The following is a 22,626-nucleotide window of genomic DNA, read 5'->3' on the forward strand; positions in this document are numbered from 1 at the left end:
TCCGAAAATATGTTTCAAAGCAGATTGCGGAGGACGGCCCCGGACGCAAGGCGGATCACGCCAGTGTGACTATTTGACTGCGGTTTCGGCTATGGACTGAAACTTTGTATCCAGATCAGCCGCGATGTTTCGCAACGGTTCGCCGCCTTCCAGCAGATAGGGTGAAAAAACAAAGCTGGGTGTCTTGTAGGACAAAGTGGCGGTGCCATCGGGGCTTTCTGTCACATAGAACCGGATCGGGGCCTCGATCATCGCGTTCACTGACGTTTCAAGAACGCGTACCGCGTAGTCATTGTTAAAGACACCAATGACCCGGTTGCCGGGAATGGTGATCCCACGTGCTGCGGCAGCCTGTGTCGGCCCGGCCTGAGTGACCACGATCAAACCGTTTTCCTTCACGGCGGCTTTTGTGTCTGTCAGCAGGTCCTCGTAGGATTTTTGCGTTGGATAAACGGCCCATCCTGACGGCGCGTCGTCTGCCCAGGCAGGCAAGGCCAAGAACCCCAATGCAAACAAAGCAGCTTTCATAATAAATCTCCCACGAAATACCCGAACGCGTCTTGCAAGAAATAGAACAGGCTTCGGTCGCAATACTGCGCGCATTCCAAACGGATTAACAGTTCAGAACCTAAGGGATCACAGCATTGTAGGTAAGAACCAAGACTGGGGACTAGCCTTGGTCTTCGCGCTTTTTCAACAAATAGACGTCCATGATCCAGCCATGATCCGCCCGGGCGGTGGCGCGTGTGTCCACAATCTGCTGGGCGACCTTTGCCAAAGCCCCTTTGATCAGGATTTCCTCGGTCATGCCGACGTAAGCGCCCCACCAGATGTCGTAATCCGCCATCGACAGGTGCTGGAATGAGCATTCCCCGTCCAGCATAACCGCGACTGTCGACGCATCCTGTGGCCATCCTTCATCCCGAATGCGCCGTCCGGTTGTGACAACATATGGCGCACCAAGGTTGTTGATCGGGATGGCATGAGCCGCAGTCAGGGCCTGCAAAGCAGTAATGCCCGGTATGACACGGGTCTCGGGGTAAGGGTTCAGCCGTGACGCGATCCTGAGAGAACTGTCATATAATGACGGGTCACCCCAGATCAGCAACGCAACGTGGCGCGCGCCAGGATGGGCGGAAATCGCATCGCGCCAGCGCTGGGCGATAGCGTCATGCCACTCGTCGACGCCCTGTAGATACCCGTCTTCCGAGCGGCGTTTGGGGATGTCAAAATACGCGATTTGCGGCGGTGTGTCCGTTACTGCATTGATGATTTCTTCGCGCAGCCCGGCAAGATCGGCTTTGTTCTCGCCTTTTTTCGGAATCAGGATCAAGTCAGCCGCCCGAATGGCCTGCGCGCCTTGAAAGGTCACGTGGTCCGGGTTACCCGAGCCGATGCCGATCAGGGTCAGGTCAAACATCGTCAAACTCTGCCAACGGACCATAAAGGATCAGGGCTGGGGCTGTGCCGATTTCTGCCGCTAACTTCTCGGACAGTGCGCCGACCGATGATCGGTGAAATTTTTGGTCGGGTGTAGATACGGATTCAGCCATCAAAGCAGGGGTTTCCAATGGTAAGCCATGATCGTGCAACGCTTTGACCAGAAGGGGAAAAGTTCGCTTGCCCATGAAAACAACAGTGGTTGCGCCTGGGTCGGCCAATGCGGGCAGGTTCAGATTGTCAGGAAGTTTTCCGCTGACATCGTGGCCCGTCACAAATTGCACACGCCGGGCGGTCAGTCGCCGGGTTAGAGGGATACCGGCCGCCGCCGCAGCGGCAACAGCCGATGGAATTCCGGGTATGATTTCGTACTCGATGCCGGCTTCTTGCAGGGCGACAAGCTCTTCCTCGAGCCGTCCGAATAAGCCTCCATCGCCCGATTTCAAACGCACCACACGCGCACCGGTATTTGCGTAGTCGACCAGCAATCGGCTGACGTGATCCTGTTTGGGCGACGGACGTCCGGCCCGTTTGCCGACACCCACCAGATCGGCGTCGTCCCGCGCATGAGACAGGATCGGACCGCTGCTGAGATCGTCAAACAGCACGGCGTCAGCCTTTTGCATTCTGTCCACAGCCTTCAGCGTCAACAGTTCCGGATCACCGGGCCCCGAGCCTATGAATGAGACAAACCCGCTCATGCCGAGGCTTCCGCGATCAGGTGAAAGAACGTGCCGGTTACGTTGCCGCGTACCGACCCGGTTTGCGGTCCTTCAGCCCCTTCAGCGTCGAATACGCGTGCCAATGGCGCATCTGGCTGCTCGAGAATGGATGAATAATGGAACTCATGCCCCCTCAGCGGTGTCTTGGCGTCATAGCCGGGCATTGGGGCCAACAGTTCTGCCCGGCGGTACCCAAGGTTGAACTTGCGTTTCTCATAGGACGTGACCAGTCCCAGCAACCCTGCCATCTGATGCCGGGTGCCATCCTTGTCGACAAGGGCTTCTCCCAAGGCCATGTAACCTCCGCATTCACCGTGAACGGGCTTGGTTTCCGCGTGTTTACGCAGGCCGGACAGAAATGTTGCAGCAGCGGCCAGTGTGCCCGCGTGAAGCTCGGGATAACCGCCCGGCAACCAGACCAGATCCGCGTCGGGTGCGGGCGGTTCGTCCGCAAGTGGTGAAAAGGGCAGAATTTCCGCCCCGGCGGCGCGCCACCCTTCCAGCAAGTGCGGATAGGTAAAAGAAAACGCCGCGTCCCGTGCCAGCGCGATCCGCTGCGCAGGAGGCCGCGGCAGCGCGGATGACGATGGCCTCTTGGGGCCTGAGGAAGCCGCATTCTTGATGGCCTCAAGATCCACGTGTTCCCGAAGGAACGCGGCATATCCGACGATTGCGCTTTCAAGGTCAGGATGTTCAACAGCCTGAATCAGGCCCAGATGCCGTTCAGGAAGCGTCAGGTCGCCCCGGCGCGGCAAAACGCCCAGAACAGGCAATCCGGCGCGCTCCATGCCCAGCCGCGTCAAACGTTCGTGACGTGGGCTGGCGCATCGGTTCAGGATTACGCCTGCAAAGGGAAGATCGGGATTGTACATCCGAAATCCCAGCGCCGTTGCAGCGGCTGATTGAGCCTGCCCTCCAACATCCAGCACCAACACGACGGGCCAACCCATCCGCTGCGCGGTTTCCGCGCTTGAGCCATGCCCAAGCTCACCGGGTTTGGCGACACCGTCGAACAGGCCCATCGACCCCTCGGCGACGACGATATCCGCGCCCTCAGCTTGCGCGGAAATCGCGGTCAAAAGCGGCTCTCCCATCGCCCAGCTATCAAGATTGAACGAGGCGCGCCCGGCTGCTGCCCTGTGGAAGGCCGGGTCGATATAATCCGGCCCGCTTTTGAACGGCTGCACCGTCAGCCCATCTTCGGCCAGCGCCCTTAGAAGCCCCAGCATGACTGTCGTTTTCCCAGTCCCCGAAGACGGTGCGGAGATCAACAGGCCCGGAGGGTTAGTCATCGCCATGGCTCCAGCTTGACCACGGGCTATCCGCGCTTTGCGGGCGATAGCGGCGGTCGTAATCCTTTGAATACAGGCAGCTTTCGTCAAACCCTTCGCCCGCCAATGCGGGGCCAACCATGATCAGCGCCGTGCGCGAGATACTTTCGTCCAGCGCATCTTTCAGCGTTTCCAGCGTCGCGCGGATGATGCGTTCATCCGGCCAGCTTGCGCGATAAACAACGGCGACGGGGCAATCTGCACCGTAGGCCGGGGTCAGGTCGGCGATCACCTTGTCCAGATTGCCGATCGACAGGTGAATGGCCAGCGTTGCGCCTGTGCGGGCAAAGTTTTCCAGGGTCTCGCCTTCGGGCATCGAGGACGCACGGCCCGGTGTCCGGGTCAGAACCACTGATTGCGCAAGCCCGGGCAGCGTCAGTTCGGTCCCCAGCGCTGCCGCTGCCGCCGCGAACGAGGGCACGCCCGGCGTGACGCTGACGGGGATCCCCATCTCTTTCAGCCTGCGAATTTGCTCGCCCATGGCCGACCAGACCGACAGGTCGCCGGAATGCAGGCGCGCAACGTCGTGGCCTGCTTTGTGCGCAGCCTCGATCTCGGCCATGATCTGATCCAGATCCATGGGGGCAGTATTGATGATTTGCGCCCCTTCGGGGCAGTGGCCAAGGATTTCCTCGGGCACCAGCGAGCCCGCGTACAGGCACACTGGGCAGGACGCGATGATATCGCGTCCGCGCAGGGTCAGCAGGTCGGCGGCACCGGGTCCGGCACCGATGAAATGAACGGTCATGATTTTCCTCCGATGGCTATGGCGCAGGTCGCTAGCCGGTCGTCCGATATGTGTCTGGGGGAAAGCAACCGGGCCTGAGGCCCGGCGGCCGCAAGGGCGGATGCTTCGGATACGCTGCCAGTGCCATATGTGGCACGGCTGCGGTTCGAGCATGTCAGGGTGCGTTGTCCGGCCAGTTCACCGGCCGCCACATAGCGCAAGGGCAGGGCCAGTGCGTCCGCAAAGGCCGCTAAGGCCGGATGCCCCTTTTTGTCGCTGGCCGTCGCCAAGGCTGAAACGTTGTGACCTATGGTTGCCGCTTCATAGGCAGCCCGCAGGCTTTCAACCGTCGCAGATGACGAAAAACCGAGGCCCGCGACAATCATAGCGTCACGCTCCACTGGACGACCGGGTAGGATGACTTCCACCCGCGGCGAGGGCCCAAAGCCGAAGCCTGCGCCAATTCAATCCGCAACAACTCACCGCCCAGCTTCTCGTGCCATTGGGTCAGCATTGCCTCGCTTTCCAATGTCACGGCGTTTGCCACCAACCGCGTCCCTGCCGGCAGTGTTTCACTGATCCATTCCAGAAGGGCGGTGCTCAGGCCGCCACCGATGAAAACAGCGTCGGGCTTTGGGAGCGCGGCCAAGGCTTCAGGTGCAGTACCATGCACTACCTCCAGCCGGTCTTGCCCCAACGCGTCCGCGTTGCGCCGAATGCGGTCGGCGCGGTCCTTGCGCGGTTCGATGGTGGTGGCGCTTAGCGTCGGATCACACATCAGCCATTCGATACCGATCGAGCCAGTGCCGCCTCCGATATCCCAAAGGTGCTCCCCTCTCTGAGGGGCGAGGGCAGACAGGGTCAATGCGCGAATGGGCCGTTTTGTAATTTGGCCGTCGGTTTCAAAAATCTCATCGGGTTTGCCAGAGGCCTTGGGAATGGCGTTGCCGTGTCCCGCCACGTCTAGTGCAACGCAAACGGGGTGGTCGAAACCGCCTTGCAAGGCTTCGGTCAGAGTCAAGCTGTGGGATCGCTCTCGGGGGCCGCCCAAAGCCTCCATCACGTGAAGCCGGGTGTCGGCAAATCCGGTTTCGGTCAGATACTGCGCCAGCTCTGCGACCGCAGCCCCGTTGCGCAGCAGAAGTATCGCACGAAGCCCCGCTGCCAAATGGGGGCGCAATCGCGTCAGGGGCGCGGCGTGCAAGCCGAAGGTCTGAGTCCCTTCGAGCGGCCAACCCAAGCGCGCAGCGGCCAGTGAAAACGTCGATCGCCCGGGCAGAGCCGTCCACTCACCGGCCTCAAAATTGCGGGCAATCACCGAGCCTGCGCCGAACCAGAAGGGATCGCCGGAGGCCAAAACCACGGTCTTGCGCCCCCTCAAACCGCTCAGGATAGGCAGGCCGTCGGAAAATGGGACAGGCCATTCGATCCGTTCGGCCTTGCCTTGGGGTATCAATGCAAGATGGCGTGGTGGGCCCATGATAACTTCGGCCTGTTCCAGCACTTGACGGATTGCAGGCGAAAGGCCATCCAGTCCATCTTCACCCAAGCCCAAAACGGTCAACCACGGAGTATCAGACATGCCTAACCTCCTGATTCTTGGTGGTACAACCGAAGCGAATGCATTGGCTCAAGCCACAGCGGATCTGGGGATGCCCGCGATCTATTCCTATGCTGGCCGCGTGGACAAGCCGCGTCCGCAACCCTTGCCGGTGCGGGTTGGCGGTTTTGGCGGCGTTGATGGGCTGGTTGCTTACATTTATGACAACGAAATAACCCACATTGTCGATGCAACCCACCCGTTTGCCACCCAGATGAGCCGAAACGCGATTGAGGCCAGCGCGGTTGCACAAACTAAGCTCGCTGCGCTGACCCGTCCCCCCTGGGCAGCACAAGCCGGTGACGATTGGCGCCACGTTCCGGACATTGCGGCGGCGGTTGCGGCGTTGTCTGGCGACCCTCGCCGCATTTTCCTGGCGGTTGGACGTATGCACCTTAAGGACTTTGCCGCACAGCCCCAGCATCATTATCTGTTGCGGCTGGTGGACGCGCCCGGCGCGCTGCCCCTGCCGAATTGCGAGATTGTCGTGGATCGCGGGCCTTTCGCCGAAGCGGACGACCGCGCGCTGATGCAAAGGCACGGGACCAAGTTGGTTGTCTCTAAGAACGCTGGCGGAACCGGGGCAAGCGCCAAACTGGACGCTGCCCGATCTTTGGGCGTGCCGGTCTTGATGATCGACCGGCCGGTCCTGCCGCAAAGAACAGAACTGACGAGCGTTGCTCAGGTTCTGGACTGGTTGGATCATTCCTGAACCTCGGCCTGATCCTCGTCCGGGGTAAAGCGCGGCGTGTAGATGATGGGTGTTCCGTCCCGCTCGATCAGGCGTGTTCGCGAGGAACCGACCAGAACGACGGTTTGCATATCGGCCATGTCCGGCGTTGCTTCGGCCAAAGTCGAAACTCGGATCGCCTCATCTGCGCGGGATACGGCGCGGGCAAACAGAATTAACCGTTCGGGTTCGCATTCGTCACGCAGAATTTCCAGCGTTTTTACAAAGCCTTCGGGACGAGACTTTGAGCGTGGATTGTAAAACGCCATCGAGAAATCCGCCTGTGCAGCCAGACGCAGACGTTTTTCAATCAGCCACCACGGTTTTAGGTTGTCGCTCAGGTTGATCGTGCAAAAGTCATGACCCAGCGGTGCGCCCGCCCGCGCCGCAGCCGCTAGCATCGCTGTGATCCCGGGTAGAACGTCTATCTGGAGATTGCGCCATTCCTCCGGCCCATTCTCCAACGCTTCAAACACTGCGGCTGCCATCGCGAAAACGCCGGGATCGCCCGAGGATACCACGACCACGCGCTTACCTTCCGCTGCCAATTGCAACGCATGCTGCGAGCGGTCGATCTCGACCCGGTTGTCACTGGCGTGCAGGGTCAGGCCGGCGCGTTCGGCGACGCGCGCGACATAGGGGATGTAGCCGACAACATCCGTCGCCTCATCCAGTGCAGCCGTAACTTCGGGTGTCACAAGTCCTTCGTTGCCGGGGCCGAGTCCAGCAATTTTGACCCAGCCGCTCATGGTCGCCGCCCTTGTCCGTGTACAATGATGATCGAGAAGTAAGGCGTGACCTTGTCCTCAGCTTCGGACAATTTCATCACTTTCTGGTTGGGCATCTGCGCAAATTCGACGATCCAAGCCCTGTCATACATTCCTGCCGTCCTGAGCGCCCGCTTCACCTTGTCAATGTTGCGACCGATCTTCATGACCACCAAAGCATCGGTATACGCCATGCGCTGCGCCAGATCGTCTTCGGGCAGCGTGCCAACCAACACGGTCAATACGTCGTCGCCCCATGTGATCGGGTCACCCGTGGCCGTCCACGCGCCGGACATTCCGGTAATTGCGGGCACGACTTCCACGTCAGCTTTGGTTCGCAAGCGGTTGTAAAGATGCATGAAAGATCCATAGAAAAAAGGATCTCCTTCACACAGAACCACGACATCCTCGCCTTGTTCCGTCAGGGATTTCAAATGCGCGGCGCAGCCTTCATAGAAGGCCGACAGCATTTCGTTATAGCGCGGATCACTTAAGGGGATTTCGGTCGTTACCGGGTATTCCATCGGAAATTCCACGGCGTTTTCTGGGATCATCCCGTTGACGATCTTGCGTGCCTGCCCGCTGCGACCGGGCTTGCGGAAAAACGCCACATGTCGCGCGTTGCGCAGCAGGCGGTCGGCCCGGACGCTCATCAGGTCCGGGTCGCCGGGGCCAAGGCCAACGCCGTATATTTTGCCCGCTGTCATTCGGCGCGGCTCGCGATGGCGTTAACGGCGGCGACGGTGATGGCGCTGCCGCCCAGACGCCCCTTAACGATGCACGAGGGGACGGGTTGCGCCTCCCACAGGGCGTCCTTGGATTCAACCGCACCGACAAAGCCCACGGGACAGCCAATGATAGCGGCTGGGCGAGGACACTCGGGGTCTTCTAGCATGTTCAGCAGGTGGAACAGCGCGGTGGGTGCGTTGCCAATGGCGACCACAGCTCCGTCCAGATGCGGGCGCCACAGCTCCAGCGCGGCGGCCGAGCGCGTGTTGCTCATCTCGGCGGCAAGCGGGCGCACGCGGTCGTCATGCAGAGTGCAGATCACCTCGTTGTCGGCAGGCAGGCGGAACCGGGTCACACCTTCGCTGACCATGCGCGCGTCACACAGGATCGGTGCGCCAGCCTCCAGTGCTACGCGTGCGGTGGCGACAAAACCGGGCGAGAAATGCACGAACTCTTCCAGCCCCACCATGCCTGCTGCGTGGATCATGCGGACGGCGACCTGCTCTTCATCGCTGTCAAAACGTGCAAGATCGGCCTCGGACCGGATGGTGGCAAAGCTTTCCTTGTAGATCGCCGCGCCATCGGTTTCGTAAGTGTAAGGCATCAGGTGAAGTCCATATTCATCAGTGTTTCTACGGTCAGGCCGGTCTGGCAGGGCTCATCCCCCGCTCGGCCTCGATTTACAAGATCAAAACGCCCAGCATTCCCGATCAGAGTCACATCGGCAGGGCCCATCCGCGCGCATCCCTTGGAACAGCCCGAGACATGCAGGTTGCCCGGTACGCGCGCTGCCAAAGCGCGGGCGATATCACGGGTTTCCACTTGCGCTTGCGGGCAGAATGGCGCGCCGGGGCACGCGTCGGTGGTCATCAAAGGATCGGTGCCGTCCGTGACAAAGGCTGGAGCGGGTATCGCCGCCCCGCCTTCCAGCAGGACCACCCGCCATGGGGTGACACGCAGAGCTTGGGCCCCGCTTTGCGCGATCAGGTGTTTCAGGGCGCGTGTAGGCAGTTGCCCAAAGGCTGCACCATAGAGCGTTCCCTGATCGCAGGGCCCGGGTTGCAGCGGGGTGCCCACTGGGCCCGGTGTTGACCCTTGCCACTCCGGCGGCAAGTTCGAGACCACGCGGGCCATGCGCCTGCTTTCGGGCGAGTAGGTTTGGGAGAACCATGCGGCTAGGGCGATCAGATGGTCGATGGCTTCGGAGCCTTGGACCAGACGCCCGGTCTCGGCCCCATCGGCGCGCAGGATCATGCCTTCCGGACCGATTTCCAACCGGATATCAGCGGAATCACCTGCCAGCAGGCGCTCAGGTCCGGTGTCGATGGCAAAGCCGAATTTGGCGGGCAGGGCGGGCAACTCCGCCAACCGGTCAATCAGTTCCTGTGTCAGCCGGGCGGTCATGTCGCCAGCTTGATACAGGGGCGAGACCAGAATGTTGCGGCGCACCTCGATACCCGGCTCGGCGTCCAGCAGGTTCAGCGCGGCCAGTTCGGTTAGCAGGGATTGATGATCCGCCTCGGCCACGCCCCGCAGCTGCAGGTTAGCGCGGTTGGTCAGGTCGATGGTGCCATTGCCGAAACGCTCGGCCAGATCACACAGGCCCATGGCCTGCGTGGCATCCAGACGGGCCAGCCGAGGCCGCACCCGCACCACCAGCCCATCGCCCGACATCATCGGTCGATGCGCGCCGGGGCACCAGCCCTGGACGATGGGCGCGCTCATCGCAGCCCCTCCAGATCGGCGCGGATCGAGTTTCGCCGCGTGTTCCAAAGCCCGGCCTCCATTAAGGCGCGGAACCGGTCCTGCATGGCCTGATGCGCCTTTGGGTTGGCCTCGGCCAGAAAGGCGTCGACGTCTTCGTTGCCCAGCGTGGCATCGTGGTAGAGGTCGAACAGATGCGGTGCGACCGTGCCAGATAGATGCGCGAATGAGGCCATATGATCCAGTGTCGCTGCGATCTCGGCTGCGCCACGGAATCCGTGGCGTTGCATCCCGGCGATCCAGCCCGGATTGGCGGCGCGGGCATGGACGACGCGGCTGATTTCCTCGGGCAGGGTCCGCGCTCGGGGGGTGTCGGGGTTGGTATTGTCCAGATGATAGAGCTGCGCCGTGCCGCCGGTAATCTTCTTGGCGGCGGCGAACCCGGCCTCGTGCGTGGCGTAGTCATTGGCCAGCAGCAGGTCGGTTTCCGTCAGGTCCTGTAGGTGAACAAAGCTGTCGGCTTTGGCGACGCGCTGGGTGATGCCGTCCTTGTCTTGCGCAATATGCTCGCCTTCCAGCGCGTAGGAACTGGCGTCCAGCCATGCCTCGCCCGCCTGCGCGCGCGCTTCGTCGGTGTAGATTTCCGACAATTGCGTCATGTTCACGCCATAGCTGCCAGGCGCGGGGCCATAGACGCGGGCGGCGGGTTCGTGACCGGCATAAGGGTTCCAGTCAGCGGCCTCGTCCCGCGCCGACAACGCCCGCACCGCCTGACCGTACAGCGCCGAAAGCGTCGGGAACACGTCGCGGAACAGGCCCGAGACCCGCAATGTCACATCCAGACGCGGACGGCTGAGGTCGGTGATTGGCAGAACCTCGATACCAGAGACCCGTTCCGAGCCCTTGTCCCAGACCGGTTTGACGCCCAGCAGATGCAGCGCCATGGCGAATTCCTCACCCGCCGTGCGCATGGTGGCTGACCCCCAAAGGTCAACGATTAGGCCTTTTGGGTAATCGCCTTCCTCTTGCAAATGTCGCCGCACAAGCTCCTCGGCCAGTTTGACGCCCTGCGCATAAGCCGCGCGGGTCGGGACCGAACGCGGGTCGGTGGTATAGAGGTTTCGGCCCGTAGGCAGCACGTCCGAGCGCCCGCGATAAGGCGAACCGGACGGCCCAGCTTCGATCCGCTTTCCGGCCAGCGCGTCGATCAGAGCGCTTCGTTCAGATTGGGCCGAGGGCGCGGGATCGAAACCGCCAGTGATTTCTGGCACGCGGCCGAAGATGTGCAGACCGTCGCCAAACTGGCTTTCCTTGATGTCGCAGACAAAGCGGTCGATGCGGGTGATTGCCTCGGCGGTGCAGGTGGCCTGATCCAACCCTAGATCGCTTTCCAACCCGATGGCCTGCGCCTCATCCCGGATATCCTCTTGTAGCCGGTCACGGCGCTTGGGGTCCAGACCGTCGGCGTTCGAGAATTCGTCCAACAGGGATTCCAGCCGCACCATCCGGTCGGGTGTGCCGCTTTCCTTCAGCGCGGGTGGGATGTGGCCCAGCGTAACCGCGCCGATCCGGCGTTTGGCCTGCGCGGCCTCGCCGGGGTCGTTGACGATGAACGGGTAGATCACCGGAAGATCGCGGATCAGAACCTCGGGCCAGCATTTGTCCGACAGGGCGACCGACTTGCCCGGCAGCCATTCCAGCGTGCCATGTGCGCCGATATGGATCAGCGCATCGGCGCCAAGGCTTTTGCGCAGCCACAGGTAAAACGCGACATAGCTGTGGCGCGGGGTGCGCGACAGATCGTGGTAGTCGTCATCGCGCAGTTCCGGCGTGCCGCGTTCGGGTTGCAGCGCGACCAGAGCTTTGCCCCGGCGCAGGGCGGTGAAGTGGAATGCGCCGTCAGTGCAGGCGGGATCATCCTCGGGTGCGCCCCAGACCGTTTGCAGGTCGGTGCGCAGTTGTTCGGGCAGGTCCGCCAGTGCGGTTTGATACTCAGTCAGTGGCCATGAAATGCGCGCGTCCAGAAGCGTATCGGCAATTGGTTCGGCGGGCGCGGTATCGTAGCCCTCGGCCCGAAGGTCACGCAGCATCGCCTCGGCCGAGGCCAGCGCGTCCAGACCAACCGCATGGGCCATCTGCCAGTCTTTGCCGGGATAGGTGGACAACACCAGCGCAGGCAACCGATCGGATTTGGGTTTGTCCTGCAGATTCAGCCAGCCGGTGACGCGGTCAAGGATAGCTTCGATCCGTTCCTCCTCGGCCCGGTGGGCAAAGCGGGAATATTCCAGATGCGGATCACGCTTGCCCGGTTCCTTGAACGAGGCGATGCCTGCGTTGATCCGCCCGTCCACCTCGGGCAGAACGACATGCATGGCAAGGTCGGCGGGGGACAGACCTCGTTCCGCCTCGGCCCAGGCTTTGCGGCGCGAGGTGGCCAGCGCGACCTGAAACACGGGGACATTCGCTGCGTCCAAGGGCGAGGTACCAGAGGCGCCCTTTCCCGAGAAAGACGTGGCGTTGAGGATCGCCGACGGAGAAAGCGATACGATGGTGTCGCGCAGCCAGTCGGCGGCGGCGGGGGCTTTCAACGAGGGGGCGAACAGGCCCACAGCCTGAAACCCGCGCGCACGCAGGCTGCGGATCAGGGCCGCCACGGGGGCGGTGTCTGCGGATGTGAGATAGGCGCGGTAGAAACTGACCACAACGCGTTTCGCATGGCCGGAAAACGCCTGTTCTGCCGGGATCACGCCGCGATCCGGGCACCAAACACCGCAGTCGGGGATGGTCTTGGCCCCCATCACCGGACCCGCATACAACCCCGCTGCCAGCGCCATCTGCGCCAAAGCGGCTTGTGCTGCGACCTCGCCCCCCGTGTCGCACAGATGTGCCAAGCGCCGCAGGGTCGAGACGGGCAGGGTGGAATAGTCATCCAGCCGCGTATCCTCGCGCCCATCGGCGGGCAGCACGGCCACAGCAATTCCTTTGGCCTGCGCCAGCGCCAGAACCTGTTGCAAGCCATAGGCCCAATAGGGCACCCCGCCAATCAGGCGGATCAGGATACCCTTGGCACCCTCCAACGTCTGCTCCACATAGGTGTCAACGGACAGAGGATGTTTCAGCGCCGTCAGATTGGCCAGCCGCAGGGTCGGCATCCGCCCCTCAGGGCCTCCGCCACGATGCCAGCCCGCCGCAAAAGCGCCAAGGTCGCTGTCGGAAAAAGACAGCACCACCAAATCCGCCGGGCTTTGGCCCAGATCGGTCGGGGTCTCGGATTCCTCGAGCCCGTGGCTTTCGCGGAAGACGACGTGCATGATTTACTCGGCGGCCTCTTTCACACCCACAAGGATATCACGGATTTCAGCTTCCTTTATATCGTCATGCTCGGCGATGACGACCAACCGCGAGCGGCGCGCCTCATCCGGTTCCCAAAGGCGATCATACTGATGACGCACGCGCGCGCCCACGGCCTGCACCAGCAGGCGCATCGGTTTGCCTTGAACGGCGGCATAGCCTTTGACGCGCAGGATGTTCAGTTCAGACGCCAGACGTTCGATTTTGGCCACCAGATCGGCCGGGTCGGCCTGTTCGGGCAGTTCGACGATGATGCTTTCGAAATCGTCATGTTCGTGGTCGTCGTGACCGTCATGATGGCTGGGGCGCGCATCCATGTCATCCTCGGCAGCCGCTTCAAGTCCTAACACAACACGGACGTCCACGGCACCTTCGGCAACCTCAACCACAGGCAGCGGGCGAGGGGACTCGGCGGCGATGATCTCGCGCGCTTTGGCGACGCCTTCGGGACCGGCCAGATCCGGCTTGGTCAGCAGGATGATGTCGGCGCAGGAAATCTGATCCTCAAACACCTCGGACAGGGGCGTTTCATGGTCGATCGAGTCATCGGCCAGACGCTGAGCGTCCACGGCCTCGACATTCGGCGCAAAGCGACCGGCAGCCACAGCCTCGGCATCGGCCAGCGCGATCACGCCATCGACGGTGATTTTCGAACGGATATCGGGCCAGTCGAACGCCTTCAGCAGCGGCTTGGGCAGGGCGAGGCCAGATGTTTCGATCAGGATGTGATCGGGACGCGGCTCAAGCGCCATCAGAGCTTCGATGGTCGGGATGAAGTCGTCGGCCACGGTGCAGCAGATGCAGCCGTTCGCCAGTTCCATGATGTTCTCTGCCGGGCAATCCGGGATCGAGCAGGATTTCAGGATGTCGCCATCGACGCCAACATCGCCGAACTCATTGACCACCACGGCCAGACGTTTGCCCTGCGGGTTCTGCATCAGGTGCTTAACCAAAGTTGTTTTGCCCGAGCCCAAAAAGCCGGTGATCACGGTGACGGGGAGTTTTTCCAAGTTGCTCATTTCTGGGCTCCAATCGGGGGAATGCGGGCCGCGCAGTTTTTGCGGAAATGTTCGGGGCGTTCGCGCCATTTGACTAAGCCGTCTTCGGTCGCAAGGTACTTGGTCGCACCTTCGACGATGGTTTCGACATGGTCGCTTTCATTCAGGTGCTCATACACGAACGTCCAGCGTTCGGGCCCACCGCGTAGAACGATGGAACAGCCCTGATCACAATTCGACAGGCATTCTACGGCTTTCAGGACAACGCCCTCTGGCAGCGTGGCCTGTTCAAGGGCTTTGTGCAGCAATGCGCCGGGCCGCTGCGCGTCGTCGTCGACGGGTAGTCCTCGGCGACAGGTGGTGCAGACCAGCAGCTCGACTGGTGCAGTTTCGGTCACGTCTCTCATCCCCCCAAATCCTCTTTGTGGGGGACGGGGTCTCATGCGGGCCACGCGTTGCGACATGGACCCGACACCGGAACACCCCGTCCGGTTACATCTTCGGGCGTTGGCAGGTCTCCCGGCTTGCGGATATCGGGGCATAGCCCTGTCAGATGTCCCGCCTTCCCGACCTTTTTGGCCAGTGGCTTTGGGCACCCTCTCCGGTCACGGTCGCGGGGGCGGCTGTGTTTCACGGAAGATCCGCTGACACATTCCCTTTTCATCCATCCTCAGATGGACACCAACGGATCGGACATGCGGCACCCGGCAGGGGATTGTCAAGCGACTCGCAGATATCTGCGCTACCAGAGTGAAAAAGCGACCTGACAGCGTCGCTGGGCGGCATGACTTGGGGGCAAGCGTCATGCTGCCATGTCCTAAACAAGAGAGGTATGTCGCATGAAGGTAGGCTTTATCGGGCTGGGCAATGTGGGTGGAAAACTATCGGGATCCTTGCTTCGCAACGGGATCGACCTGACCGTGCATGATCTTAATCCCGATCTGGTGGCTGAATTTGTTGCGCAGGGTGCAAAGGCCGCCGAAAGCCCTGCGCAGTTGATGCGCGACAGCGATGCCGTCATTACCTGCCTGCCATCACCCGCCGCGTCGGATGCGGTGATGCAAGAGATGCTGCCCAATGTCCTTACCGGCAAGATCTGGATGGAGATGTCGACCACCGACGAGGCCGAGGTCAAACGGCTAGGTGCCCTTGTTATCGAGCGCGGGGGCGCAGCGGTTGATTGCCCTGTGTCGGGCGGGTGCCACCGCGCTGCGACGGGTAACATCTCGATCTTTGCGGGCTGTGACCGGGATACCTTTGAGCGTATCCTGCCATTTCTGACGACAATGGGCCGGCGCATCCTGCACACCGGTGATCTCGGCTCGGCCTCGGTGCTGAAGGTCCTGACAAACTATCTGGCCACGGCGAATCTGATCACCTGCGCCGAAGCATTGGTTACCGCCAAGGCTGCCGGTATGGACCTGAATACCACGTATGAGGCCATCAAGATCTCTTCGGGTACATCCTTTGTCCATGAGACAGAAAGCCAGGTCATTTTGAACGGATCGCGGGATATCTCATTCACAATGGACCTTGTGAAAAAGGACATCGGTCTGTTTCAGGAGGTGGCAGACCGCGCCGGTGTTCCGCTTGAAATGAACCCGCTGATGATCCGCATTTTTGACGACGCCATCGCACGTTACGGAGAGCGGGAGCTTTCGCCGAACATCATCCGGCGCCTGGAGGATGCGACTGGGCTGGATGTCAGCGCCCCAGGGTTTCCGCCCGAGATGGAAGACGATGAACCCGAAGAGCCAGGGTACGAGGTCGTCCCTCAGGGTCGCAACGCCGTTTAGTTATTCATGAAGTCCGTCACCTTGCCACCGCGCGCTTGTCCACCGGGCGCGCAGCGGTCCTCCTGTGGGCAGGATCGCTTTTCTAGCAACAGAAGCAGGGTAAGGCCTACGGGAACAAAAATGCCATTTCTTGATGGGCTTAGGCGCGGGGAGGGCACTATTGCCTACGTGCTAAACTCGAGCACCACAGAGCTAAGTCGATGATTTAGAATAAAATGGAGGCGAGTACCGGATTGGAAGGCGGCGAATAAATTTGTTGTAAACCAATTGCTTAATGGAAGTGTATCCTCCTGAATATCCGCCTTATATCCTCCGCTTTGGTTCGTTTGTATCCAAGCGCCTGTTCTCGCGGTCTAGGATGTTGTGACCGGCTGAAGTCAGGCTTCACGCAACACTGAAGCTACCGCACCATCTCCGATTGAGTTTTCAAACAGACGATCACATCGTATTGATGCATTGAATCAATTAGGACTGCGCCTTGATGCCGACGTATTGTAGTTTTCTGGTTTTCCATCCTGATGACGCTGATTTGGTTCTTGCTATTTGTGAAGAAGTAGGTTGGCTCGCCGAATTGATCGATGACCCATCAGGGCGATATCGATTTGCTGGAAAGGCGTTGTTCGAATCTTTGCACCCTGAGACCTGCGCCAGGACGGATGAGATTCGCGAAGGAGAAGAACTTGGTAAACTTCTGTTGTTGGAAGGTGACTACGCTGACATCGATAATACAGTTCTGCTAATATTCGCTGCTATTCTGATACTTGAAGGCTTTCCTAACAAATACAATCCTCCATCCGGTTGCTTTGAGCTTGCCGATGACGCTCAAAAGCGCGAGGAAATCTTTGAAAACGTGTTTCGTAAGAAGGGATATTTTGAGAAATTCACTCATCGCGATGTCATGCCTACTGCATTGGCACTAGCAGCGAAAGCATGGACCGACAGGAGCACGATATATGCGATTCATAAGCTCGCAGACAGCATAATCACCGAAAGCGTATCGCCTTGGTCAATGCATCCAAGCCAAGGGCAAACCTTCGAGAAACACTCACCAAGTCACGCTTCGCATGTAGGAACTTCGACTGCAATTAATCTTGCGTATTCAGCGATTCAGGAGCTCGGTCTAGATGTGAAATCTGGTCCAAAAAAACCTCGTTGGTTGGACAAGGATAGCTTCGAATGGAACCCCAAGGTTCTTTCAGACTTGGAAAAACCGTCTAAGTCTGGTTGGTGTCGATCCATCTAGGACTTACGACTGGGTCGTAAGAGGCGTGCAGAGTGAAGTGCAGGTTCATCCAGTGCGAGATAGCCCTGCGCAAGGTAGTGACGGCGAGGGGATCAGAGACATTGAGATATCATTTCCGGATGCCATCAATTCTTGCGAGTATCTTCGGAATTATCTGACGGCTCATGCCTTTAGCACTTCAACAGCTAAGCTAGGTCCCTATGAGGTTTACAACGTGCAACAAGTGGCAAGACAGCTGGTTCTTTTTCGAAGCGGGCTATTCAACACTTGGACCAAGGAGCTTAAAGCTCGCTATGCGATAACTTGCTGATCTGGTCCAAATGTTACATCTGGTTTCGCTGGGGGCCATCGGGTTTGGCGATGAAAATTGTGGAAGCGTTATCTCTTAACACATCAGAACAATACTGACTGCTGGGTCCGATACTGAGGCAGTTTGAGTTTCGAACCAAAAATCTGAGTAGGTTATAAATACGCGATCCTTCCCCCGTTCCCCCCGTGGGGCCTCGAGATATCCGCGAAAAAGCATCAGGATGGCCCCCGGTCACACCATTCACTCTAGCCACGCGCCAAATTCAGGCGTTACCTCCTTAGATGTCGCGATAGTTGCGCCCCCACTTAAATCCAATGCCCCATGCACAGGCAGCACTAGCAAGAGCGGTATAGCCAGCGCCCATTTGTCCGGATGCATAGAGGCACACCAGCCCGACTATCGCCATCAACCAAGCCTGTGCTTTATCAGTATTATTCATTGCGGTAGTTTTCCTCATCTTCTGCATACGCTGACTACTTCTCACGCCCTCAGCCGTATCAAAGTGGCAGTGTAATTTGGCGTTTCTATGTCCCAAAATCGGAAATCGCATTGGTTTTAGCAAATCCGTAACACTCACAACCTTCCTTGACGATTGCAACGAAGCCTCCTATCTGCTTGAATTGAGCCATCATAGGAAGGCCGATCAATGAAGCAGTACGTTACCTATCGACGAGTATCCACGACCGAACAGGGGCGCTCTGGGCTTGGCCTAGAGGCCCAGACACGGGACATAGACTTGTTCCTGGCTAACTACTCAGACGAACCCTTCGAGGTCATAGGAGAGTTCACAGACGTCCTGAGCGGGACAAACAATGAGCGCCCTCAGTTGACCAAGGCGATCACCCTAGCGAAGCAGGCAGGGGCCGAGTTGCTGGTCGCTAAGTTGGACCGTCTTTCGCGCAAGGTATCTTTCATTGCAACGCTGATGGATGACAAGAAGCTGTCTCTGCGTGTCGCTTCGATGCCTCATGCAGACAAGTTCCAACTGCATGTCTACGCGGCATTGGCGGAACAGGAACGTGAGTTCATATCCAAGCGCACCAAGGCTGCGCTGCAGGCCGCCAAGGCCCGAGGTCAGAAGCTCGGTGGTATGCGTGATGCTACAATGAAACGGAACGAAGCTGTAAGGGCCAACGCTGTTGCAAGGGCTGAGAAGGTGCGGGGCCTAGTGCTACCCCTGAGAGACGCAGGGAGGTCATTACGGGCGATCGCTGAGGAGCTTGATAAGGCTGGCGTGGCAACTGCGCGAGGTGGTGCTTGGAGTGCCGCTCAGGTGAAACGGATCATCGAGAGGTTGGAGTTGAACACTTAGTTCTCCTCTCGCTTTTCGCTTGTTCTTCTTCCACTGCAGCATTCTGGGTTCGGAAACTAAGGGTAGGAAGCTGCAGGTCTATGGGTTTCTCCCTCCCCCCTGAATTAACCCAAAACGTCTCGGCTGGTGTTCATCTGGCCGAGGCTCGGAAGCCCCCACGACAGATGAGAGATCGAGAGGGGACTATTTCTGATAGACACCCCTCTTTTGCGTTTGGTGCGGGTTTGGATCGGGTGCCAGAAACCCAACGAAACAGGGGGGTTCTGGATTGCAGCTCCCTCATGAGACAGAAGAAACGAAAGCTATACCTCAAGGTTCGGCTCAACGACCGGCATAACCTCAGCGTTGTTGCTCAAACCTATTCTCCCTCCCCATAAGAATACAGATACCAAAAGTTACACCTCTAGTTATCGCCTAGAGTACACCTCAGGTTCACCTCGGTATCTCCTCTGTTTTGATGGTCGATGATGGTCAATTAACGGTCGATGACACGCTAGGTACATCTCGTGATAAATCAGTGGGTTAGAATTAGTGCTGACTTATGAGACACAGAAACCAAAAGATTTACCTTTAGTTACACGATCAGGTTCCTCTCAAGGCTTCAAGGTTCCCCGTCTGTGTACCTCCGGTGACTGTCCACCACCGATAATCAACCAACGACTGTGACCATCAATCCTTATTCCTATACCGCTTCGACCCTGGTCCTTGGTCGATGCCGGTTCAGGTCTCACGCGCATCCCTGTCGTCACTGACGGGTCGATGTATGAGACCTTTTATCGTTTCACCTCGCCCATGTTGCCTTTGTCAGCTTGGCACATGGGTGGGTTGGTGGGGACGCCCTCGGCTGTTGTGGTGACTGGCTTCGGGGGCGTCCTCAGTAATCCCAGCGTAAGCATCCAACGCACAACCCAAGGAGGCCATCATGATCACCTGTGCCTCAGCTACATGCGACAACCCATTGCCTGCCAATGAGTACACCCAGCGTCCACCTCAGCGATGGGGCCTGTGTTCCCGGTGTCGGTTGGTCGTCGAGAACCGAGGGGTTCCACTGGGTGGCTTCGTCGCTGGCGGTGCGATCAACGCTGTTGCCCGGTCGGTCTTGAGGCAGACCAAACCGACACCATCAGAGGTCGCTGAGGCGGTCCGGTTAACCCGAGGTACGCGGCATCGCATCGGTGATTGGGATGGTCGCCCGGCTTACCGCATGGCTGCGCTGCGACATGGTCGGGCAAGGGAACGATTACAACACTTGCTGGTCGGTAGGCGATATGAGCCGAACGCCTCGGTTATCGTCAGAGCGTTTGTTCACTACTCACTCGCACGAGAGTTCCTTGGCACCGGCCACCGTTACAACGTCTATCTCTCAGGTGGCACGTTCATGGGTCGCCAAGGTCTGTGTGCCCCGCCCGGTCGCAAGGATGAGGTGCTGACCGGCGATGTCCAATACTCGAAGTATCGCCTGAGTTACGCCGACTTTGCCATTGTTGGTACACACGCCCTGAGAGCAGCCGAGAGACTCGGTCTGCGTCGATCTGATGGAGACCTGCGAGCCTTCATTGTGACCTCCTACGGTCGCCTCCTCGCCTCTGGTGATGCACATCCACCGGTCTCTGTTCCCATTCGGTCGATGCGCACAGATTTCCTCGGTGACAGTTTGTTCGATCATGTTCTCCCGAGGTCCTCGAAGATACCCTTTCGATACCACAAGGCAATCCGTCGTTCCTCTGGTCTAATCTCCGGTGAATGGCCTGAGGGCCTCGACCCCGTCTCTGATCTGACACCCCGACCGTCACCCCCACCCAAACCCAACGCGGTACTGAAAGCACCCTCGATGCCAGACCCAAGCTGGCTGTTTGCGAAGACATAAGGACCGTCGCGATGCAAAGATCGAAACCCAAGAAGCCACCTCGGCAGATGTACCTCAAGACCTGCCACGCCTGCGGTGAAGAACATGAAACTCACAAGCCAAAAGCATCGAGGTGCGACCGGTGCATCTCTGAGAACCGCAGGATCAACTACAAGTCTTGCATCTCGTGCGGTGTGAAGTTCCCGGCTCCGTTCGGCGATGAATACAACTGTTCTTCCTGTGCCGAAGCTCATGGGATTGGGCAGGCCGAACTCACCCATGAACAACGCGAGGCTATCAAGGCTGAAGAGACGCTCGCTCGATGGAAGAACAAGGTCGCGATCCTCGAGGCAAAACTCGATGAACGCAGCAACGCAAGGCCGAAATGGACACGAAAGATGGCCACCAAGGTCAAGAAAAGCGCGGTCGGCGTAGCATGGCTCGAGCTTGTAAGCCGCGATGGGCAGGTCTCATCTTTATCCCAACTCCACGAGCGCGAGATCAACGAGGAAACCAAGCTGCGTCTGGCTATGGCGTTTATCCGCCTCCGGCTAAAAGGCTACGCGCTGGACGCACTGGCTCAACTATGCCCCGTCCACCTGATGTCTCTCGATGAGGACAAGGCGATCACTAGCCTGCCCCTAATCGAAAACCCAAACCCACCAACACCGCAAGAGTTGGCCGAGATCGAACTCGGTCTTCGATAACCAACCCATTCCAAAGGACACAAGAAACATGGTTGAAAGAGTAACCCTCGGTGGCGGCGATGCCACCGCACAAACAATGCCATCCTCCAAATCATATGCTTCAAGTGCAGACTACGTGAGCGGGGGCGTCACCGTCCGCGACACCAAGAACACGCAGCGCGATGTTCACTCACAAAGCGATCTCAAAGACAGCGACGTGATCAACGTACAAGGGATGTCAATGAAGGTCGCCCAGGCTAAAGAACTTGGATTGCTCAACGCCGTCTTTGATGAAGGCCTGTCGATTGGCGCGGCTCAGAGGGCAGCGCAGGAACATAGTTCTGTGGTAGTCGAGACGCTCGAAGAACCCAAAGGTAGCGACACAGGCCATGCAGAGTTCGACTCCGTGATCGACGGTCTGAACGCCTCACTCGATGACAGCATCATGACAATGGAAGAAGCCAAGACGTATGAAACAGCGTTCGGTCAGATTGCTATGTCTGGAATGTCAGTCGATGAGGTCATTGAAACCATGCGTGGTCTGGCTGATGGGTCGGTATCAGAACTAGACGTGGATGGCGACACCCGCGCGATGTTCGCGAATGTCCAAAGCACGATCACTGAGGCCGCAACCCAGAGCGCGATGCAGGAACTCGGACCTGATGGCTTCGATTTCCTGAAACAGGCGTCAGCCACAAATCCCGGCGTGGACCGCGTGGTCCGCCAGTTCGCCGTTGATCGAGCAGCGGGCCGTGCTGATGGCATCACTTGGACTGAGTTCGTGCAGCACATCCGTGAACAGCTTGGTCACTGACTTTGTCTGGTGATGGCTCGCTACCGTCACCAACCACGACCCCGGCAGGTTCGACACCCAGCCCAGACCAGTTCGCCTGAGGGCGGCTGCGAGGATAACTTTGGTTCACCTGTCGGGGTCGAAAGAACGAATGACAAGAACATGACCGATTTAACCGAAATGGTTTGGGACACCGACATTGATCGGGTCCTCAACCGTATCCAGCCCCGTTCCTGCGCCGATCCCGATCACTTCTATGCCACCGTTGATCTCATCGAAAACGGTTGGTCTCCCACCGGCGACGGCAGGTTAACCATGAGTCAACTCGAAGCGTGGGATGCGCGAGTGAAAACAGAACGAACAACCAATGCTCAAGATCCGACGCGCGGCGACGTACCTACGAACAACGATGTTCCCCACGGTGCAACGAGAGAAAACCACTGGCATCTTCGTCAGATACACCCACCACCCAGCCGATCCGCGAATTGACGCAGCGATCATCGACGTCGAACACGCCAAGACTGGTCGTTTCGGTATTGGC

23 protein-coding genes and 1 riboswitch are annotated in these 22,626 nt (G+C 59.1%); of the genes, 8 read left to right on the plus strand and 15 right to left on the minus strand.

The window, feature by feature from the left end:
* Nucleotides 1–69: 69 nt before the first annotated feature.
* The 7 genes from GOX73_RS12860 to cbiE form a co-directional block, all read right to left on the minus strand.
* On the minus strand, nt 70–528 hold the full coding sequence (locus tag GOX73_RS12860) for a DUF302 domain-containing protein (protein WP_171125402.1): 459 nt from the start codon (nt 526–528) through the stop codon (nt 70–72).
* A 142-nt stretch (nt 529–670) separates the two neighbouring features.
* Nucleotides 671–1,420, minus strand: coding sequence for a precorrin-6A synthase (deacetylating) (cobF, locus tag GOX73_RS12865; protein ID WP_171125400.1), 750 nt, complete (start codon nt 1,418–1,420; stop codon nt 671–673).
* A complete protein-coding gene (cobA, locus tag GOX73_RS12870; protein WP_171125399.1) occupies nt 1,413–2,141 on the minus strand; it encodes a uroporphyrinogen-III C-methyltransferase in 729 nt (242 codons plus the stop codon). The genes cobF and cobA overlap by 8 nt, the downstream gene beginning before the upstream one ends.
* Entirely contained in the window at nt 2,138–3,460 is a 1,323-nt protein-coding gene (locus tag GOX73_RS12875) for a cobyrinate a,c-diamide synthase (RefSeq protein ID WP_171125397.1), read from the minus strand. Before GOX73_RS12875 ends, cobA begins: the two co-directional genes overlap by 4 nt.
* Nucleotides 3,447–4,241 carry a precorrin-4 C(11)-methyltransferase gene (gene cobM, locus GOX73_RS12880; protein WP_171125395.1) on the minus strand — a complete coding sequence of 265 codons (795 nt, stop codon included), beginning with the start codon at nt 4,239–4,241 and terminating at the stop codon, nt 3,447–3,449. The genes GOX73_RS12875 and cobM overlap by 14 nt, the downstream gene beginning before the upstream one ends.
* Nucleotides 4,238–4,606: a cobalamin biosynthesis protein gene (locus tag GOX73_RS12885; protein WP_171125393.1), complete on the minus strand. Its 369-nt coding sequence runs from the start codon at nt 4,604–4,606 to the stop codon at nt 4,238–4,240. Before GOX73_RS12885 ends, cobM begins: the two co-directional genes overlap by 4 nt.
* A complete protein-coding gene (gene cbiE / locus GOX73_RS12890) occupies nt 4,603–5,802 on the minus strand; it encodes a precorrin-6y C5,15-methyltransferase (decarboxylating) subunit CbiE (protein WP_171125391.1) in 1,200 nt (399 codons plus the stop codon). Before cbiE ends, GOX73_RS12885 begins: the two co-directional genes overlap by 4 nt.
* On the opposite strand from cbiE, the gene GOX73_RS12895 reads away from it, so the two are divergent.
* Nucleotides 5,801–6,532 carry a cobalt-precorrin-6A reductase gene (locus GOX73_RS12895; RefSeq protein ID WP_171134931.1) on the plus strand — a complete coding sequence of 244 codons (732 nt, stop codon included), beginning with the start codon at nt 5,801–5,803 and terminating at the stop codon, nt 6,530–6,532. The two genes, cbiE and GOX73_RS12895, sit on opposite strands and share 2 nt — an antisense overlap.
* Here GOX73_RS12895 and cobJ read toward each other — a convergent pair.
* The 7 genes from cobJ to GOX73_RS12930 are packed head-to-tail and all read right to left on the minus strand — an operon-like array spanning nt 6,523 to nt 14,506.
* The gene (gene cobJ / locus GOX73_RS12900) at nt 6,523–7,299 is read right to left on the minus strand and encodes a precorrin-3B C(17)-methyltransferase (protein WP_171125386.1); all 777 of its coding nucleotides are present in this window, start codon (nt 7,297–7,299) and stop codon (nt 6,523–6,525) included. The genes GOX73_RS12895 and cobJ overlap by 10 nt on opposite strands.
* Nucleotides 7,296–8,024, minus strand: coding sequence for a precorrin-2 C(20)-methyltransferase (locus GOX73_RS12905; protein ID WP_171125384.1), 729 nt, complete (start codon nt 8,022–8,024; stop codon nt 7,296–7,298). The genes cobJ and GOX73_RS12905 overlap by 4 nt, the downstream gene beginning before the upstream one ends.
* Nucleotides 8,021–8,650 carry a precorrin-8X methylmutase gene (locus GOX73_RS12910; RefSeq protein ID WP_171125381.1) on the minus strand — a complete coding sequence of 210 codons (630 nt, stop codon included), beginning with the start codon at nt 8,648–8,650 and terminating at the stop codon, nt 8,021–8,023. Before GOX73_RS12910 ends, GOX73_RS12905 begins: the two co-directional genes overlap by 4 nt.
* Nucleotides 8,650–9,771, minus strand: a complete 1,122-nt coding sequence (locus tag GOX73_RS12915; RefSeq protein WP_171125379.1) for a cobalamin biosynthesis protein CobG — start codon at nt 9,769–9,771, stop codon at nt 8,650–8,652. The genes GOX73_RS12910 and GOX73_RS12915 overlap by 1 nt, the downstream gene beginning before the upstream one ends.
* Nucleotides 9,768–13,061, minus strand: a complete 3,294-nt coding sequence (gene cobN, locus GOX73_RS12920) for a cobaltochelatase subunit CobN (RefSeq protein WP_171134932.1) — start codon at nt 13,059–13,061, stop codon at nt 9,768–9,770. The genes GOX73_RS12915 and cobN overlap by 4 nt, the downstream gene beginning before the upstream one ends.
* A gap of 3 nt (nt 13,062–13,064) precedes the next feature.
* On the minus strand, nt 13,065–14,120 hold the full coding sequence (gene cobW / locus GOX73_RS12925; protein ID WP_171125375.1) for a cobalamin biosynthesis protein CobW: 1,056 nt from the start codon (nt 14,118–14,120) through the stop codon (nt 13,065–13,067).
* Nucleotides 14,117–14,506 carry a DUF1636 domain-containing protein gene (locus tag GOX73_RS12930; protein ID WP_171125373.1) on the minus strand — a complete coding sequence of 130 codons (390 nt, stop codon included), beginning with the start codon at nt 14,504–14,506 and terminating at the stop codon, nt 14,117–14,119. Before GOX73_RS12930 ends, cobW begins: the two co-directional genes overlap by 4 nt.
* 84 nt (nt 14,507–14,590) lie before the next feature.
* A riboswitch (cobalamin riboswitch) is annotated at nt 14,591–14,800 on the minus strand.
* A 138-nt stretch (nt 14,801–14,938) separates the two neighbouring features.
* Between GOX73_RS12930 and GOX73_RS12935 the strand changes: the two genes are divergently transcribed.
* Nucleotides 14,939–15,895 carry an NAD(P)-dependent oxidoreductase gene (locus GOX73_RS12935; protein WP_171125371.1) on the plus strand — a complete coding sequence of 319 codons (957 nt, stop codon included), beginning with the start codon at nt 14,939–14,941 and terminating at the stop codon, nt 15,893–15,895.
* A 478-nt stretch (nt 15,896–16,373) separates the two neighbouring features.
* Nucleotides 16,374–17,138 carry a hypothetical protein gene (locus tag GOX73_RS12940; protein ID WP_171134933.1) on the plus strand — a complete coding sequence of 255 codons (765 nt, stop codon included), beginning with the start codon at nt 16,374–16,376 and terminating at the stop codon, nt 17,136–17,138.
* 587 nt (nt 17,139–17,725) lie between these two features.
* Here GOX73_RS12940 and GOX73_RS12945 read toward each other — a convergent pair.
* Nucleotides 17,726–17,887, minus strand: a complete 162-nt coding sequence (locus GOX73_RS12945) for a hypothetical protein (protein WP_171134934.1) — start codon at nt 17,885–17,887, stop codon at nt 17,726–17,728.
* Between the two features lie 207 nt (nt 17,888–18,094).
* On the opposite strand from GOX73_RS12945, the gene GOX73_RS12950 reads away from it, so the two are divergent.
* The 5 genes from GOX73_RS12950 to GOX73_RS12970 all read left to right on the plus strand — a co-directional run bounded on the left by GOX73_RS12950 (nt 18,095) and on the right by GOX73_RS12970 (nt 22,574).
* The gene (locus GOX73_RS12950; RefSeq protein ID WP_171134935.1) at nt 18,095–18,760 is read left to right on the plus strand and encodes a recombinase family protein; all 666 of its coding nucleotides are present in this window, start codon (nt 18,095–18,097) and stop codon (nt 18,758–18,760) included.
* 922 nt (nt 18,761–19,682) lie between these two features.
* Nucleotides 19,683–20,627 carry a hypothetical protein gene (locus tag GOX73_RS12955; protein WP_171134936.1) on the plus strand — a complete coding sequence of 315 codons (945 nt, stop codon included), beginning with the start codon at nt 19,683–19,685 and terminating at the stop codon, nt 20,625–20,627.
* Between the two features lie 11 nt (nt 20,628–20,638).
* Entirely contained in the window at nt 20,639–21,313 is a 675-nt protein-coding gene (locus tag GOX73_RS12960) for a hypothetical protein (RefSeq protein WP_171134937.1), read from the plus strand.
* A 115-nt stretch (nt 21,314–21,428) separates the two neighbouring features.
* Nucleotides 21,429–22,106: a hypothetical protein gene (locus tag GOX73_RS12965; RefSeq protein ID WP_171134938.1), complete on the plus strand. Its 678-nt coding sequence runs from the start codon at nt 21,429–21,431 to the stop codon at nt 22,104–22,106.
* A 141-nt stretch (nt 22,107–22,247) separates the two neighbouring features.
* On the plus strand, nt 22,248–22,574 hold the full coding sequence (locus GOX73_RS12970) for a hypothetical protein (RefSeq protein ID WP_171134939.1): 327 nt from the start codon (nt 22,248–22,250) through the stop codon (nt 22,572–22,574).
* The last annotated feature ends 52 nt before the right edge of the window (nt 22,575–22,626 follow it).

Source organism: Ruegeria sp. HKCCD7221, assembly GCF_013031225.1.
GTDB lineage: Bacteria > Pseudomonadota > Alphaproteobacteria > Rhodobacterales > Rhodobacteraceae > Ruegeria.

Excerpts from the sequence above, each read along its gene's own strand:
- GOX73_RS12860 (WP_171125402.1), bottom strand. The coding sequence starts at position 528 with ATGAAAGCTGCTTTGTTTGCATTGGGGTTCTTGGCCTTGCCTGCCTGG.
- cobF (WP_171125400.1), bottom strand. The coding sequence starts at position 1,420 with ATGTTTGACCTGACCCTGATCGGCATCGGCTCGGGTAACCCGGACCAC.
- cobA (WP_171125399.1), bottom strand. The coding sequence starts at position 2,141 with ATGAGCGGGTTTGTCTCATTCATAGGCTCGGGGCCCGGTGATCCGGAA.
- GOX73_RS12875 (WP_171125397.1), bottom strand. The coding sequence starts at position 3,460 with ATGGCGATGACTAACCCTCCGGGCCTGTTGATCTCCGCACCGTCTTCG.
- cobM (WP_171125395.1), bottom strand. The coding sequence starts at position 4,241 with ATGACCGTTCATTTCATCGGTGCCGGACCCGGTGCCGCCGACCTGCTG.
- GOX73_RS12885 (WP_171125393.1), bottom strand. The coding sequence starts at position 4,606 with ATGATTGTCGCGGGCCTCGGTTTTTCGTCATCTGCGACGGTTGAAAGC.
- GOX73_RS12895 (WP_171134931.1), top strand. The coding sequence starts at position 5,801 with ATGCCTAACCTCCTGATTCTTGGTGGTACAACCGAAGCGAATGCATTG.
- cbiE (WP_171125391.1), bottom strand. The coding sequence starts at position 5,802 with ATGTCTGATACTCCGTGGTTGACCGTTTTGGGCTTGGGTGAAGATGGA.
- cobJ (WP_171125386.1), bottom strand. The coding sequence starts at position 7,299 with ATGAGCGGCTGGGTCAAAATTGCTGGACTCGGCCCCGGCAACGAAGGA.
- GOX73_RS12905 (WP_171125384.1), bottom strand. The coding sequence starts at position 8,024 with ATGACAGCGGGCAAAATATACGGCGTTGGCCTTGGCCCCGGCGACCCG.
- GOX73_RS12910 (WP_171125381.1), bottom strand. The coding sequence starts at position 8,650 with ATGCCTTACACTTACGAAACCGATGGCGCGGCGATCTACAAGGAAAGC.
- GOX73_RS12915 (WP_171125379.1), bottom strand. The coding sequence starts at position 9,771 with ATGAGCGCGCCCATCGTCCAGGGCTGGTGCCCCGGCGCGCATCGACCG.
- cobN (WP_171134932.1), bottom strand. The coding sequence starts at position 13,061 with ATGCACGTCGTCTTCCGCGAAAGCCACGGGCTCGAGGAATCCGAGACC.
- cobW (WP_171125375.1), bottom strand. The coding sequence starts at position 14,120 with ATGAGCAACTTGGAAAAACTCCCCGTCACCGTGATCACCGGCTTTTTG.
- GOX73_RS12930 (WP_171125373.1), bottom strand. The coding sequence starts at position 14,506 with ATGAGAGACGTGACCGAAACTGCACCAGTCGAGCTGCTGGTCTGCACC.
- GOX73_RS12935 (WP_171125371.1), top strand. The coding sequence starts at position 14,939 with ATGAAGGTAGGCTTTATCGGGCTGGGCAATGTGGGTGGAAAACTATCG.
- GOX73_RS12945 (WP_171134934.1), bottom strand. The coding sequence starts at position 17,887 with ATGAATAATACTGATAAAGCACAGGCTTGGTTGATGGCGATAGTCGGG.
- GOX73_RS12950 (WP_171134935.1), top strand. The coding sequence starts at position 18,095 with ATGAAGCAGTACGTTACCTATCGACGAGTATCCACGACCGAACAGGGG.
- GOX73_RS12955 (WP_171134936.1), top strand. The coding sequence starts at position 19,683 with ATGATCACCTGTGCCTCAGCTACATGCGACAACCCATTGCCTGCCAAT.
- GOX73_RS12960 (WP_171134937.1), top strand. The coding sequence starts at position 20,639 with ATGCAAAGATCGAAACCCAAGAAGCCACCTCGGCAGATGTACCTCAAG.
- GOX73_RS12970 (WP_171134939.1), top strand. The coding sequence starts at position 22,248 with ATGACCGATTTAACCGAAATGGTTTGGGACACCGACATTGATCGGGTC.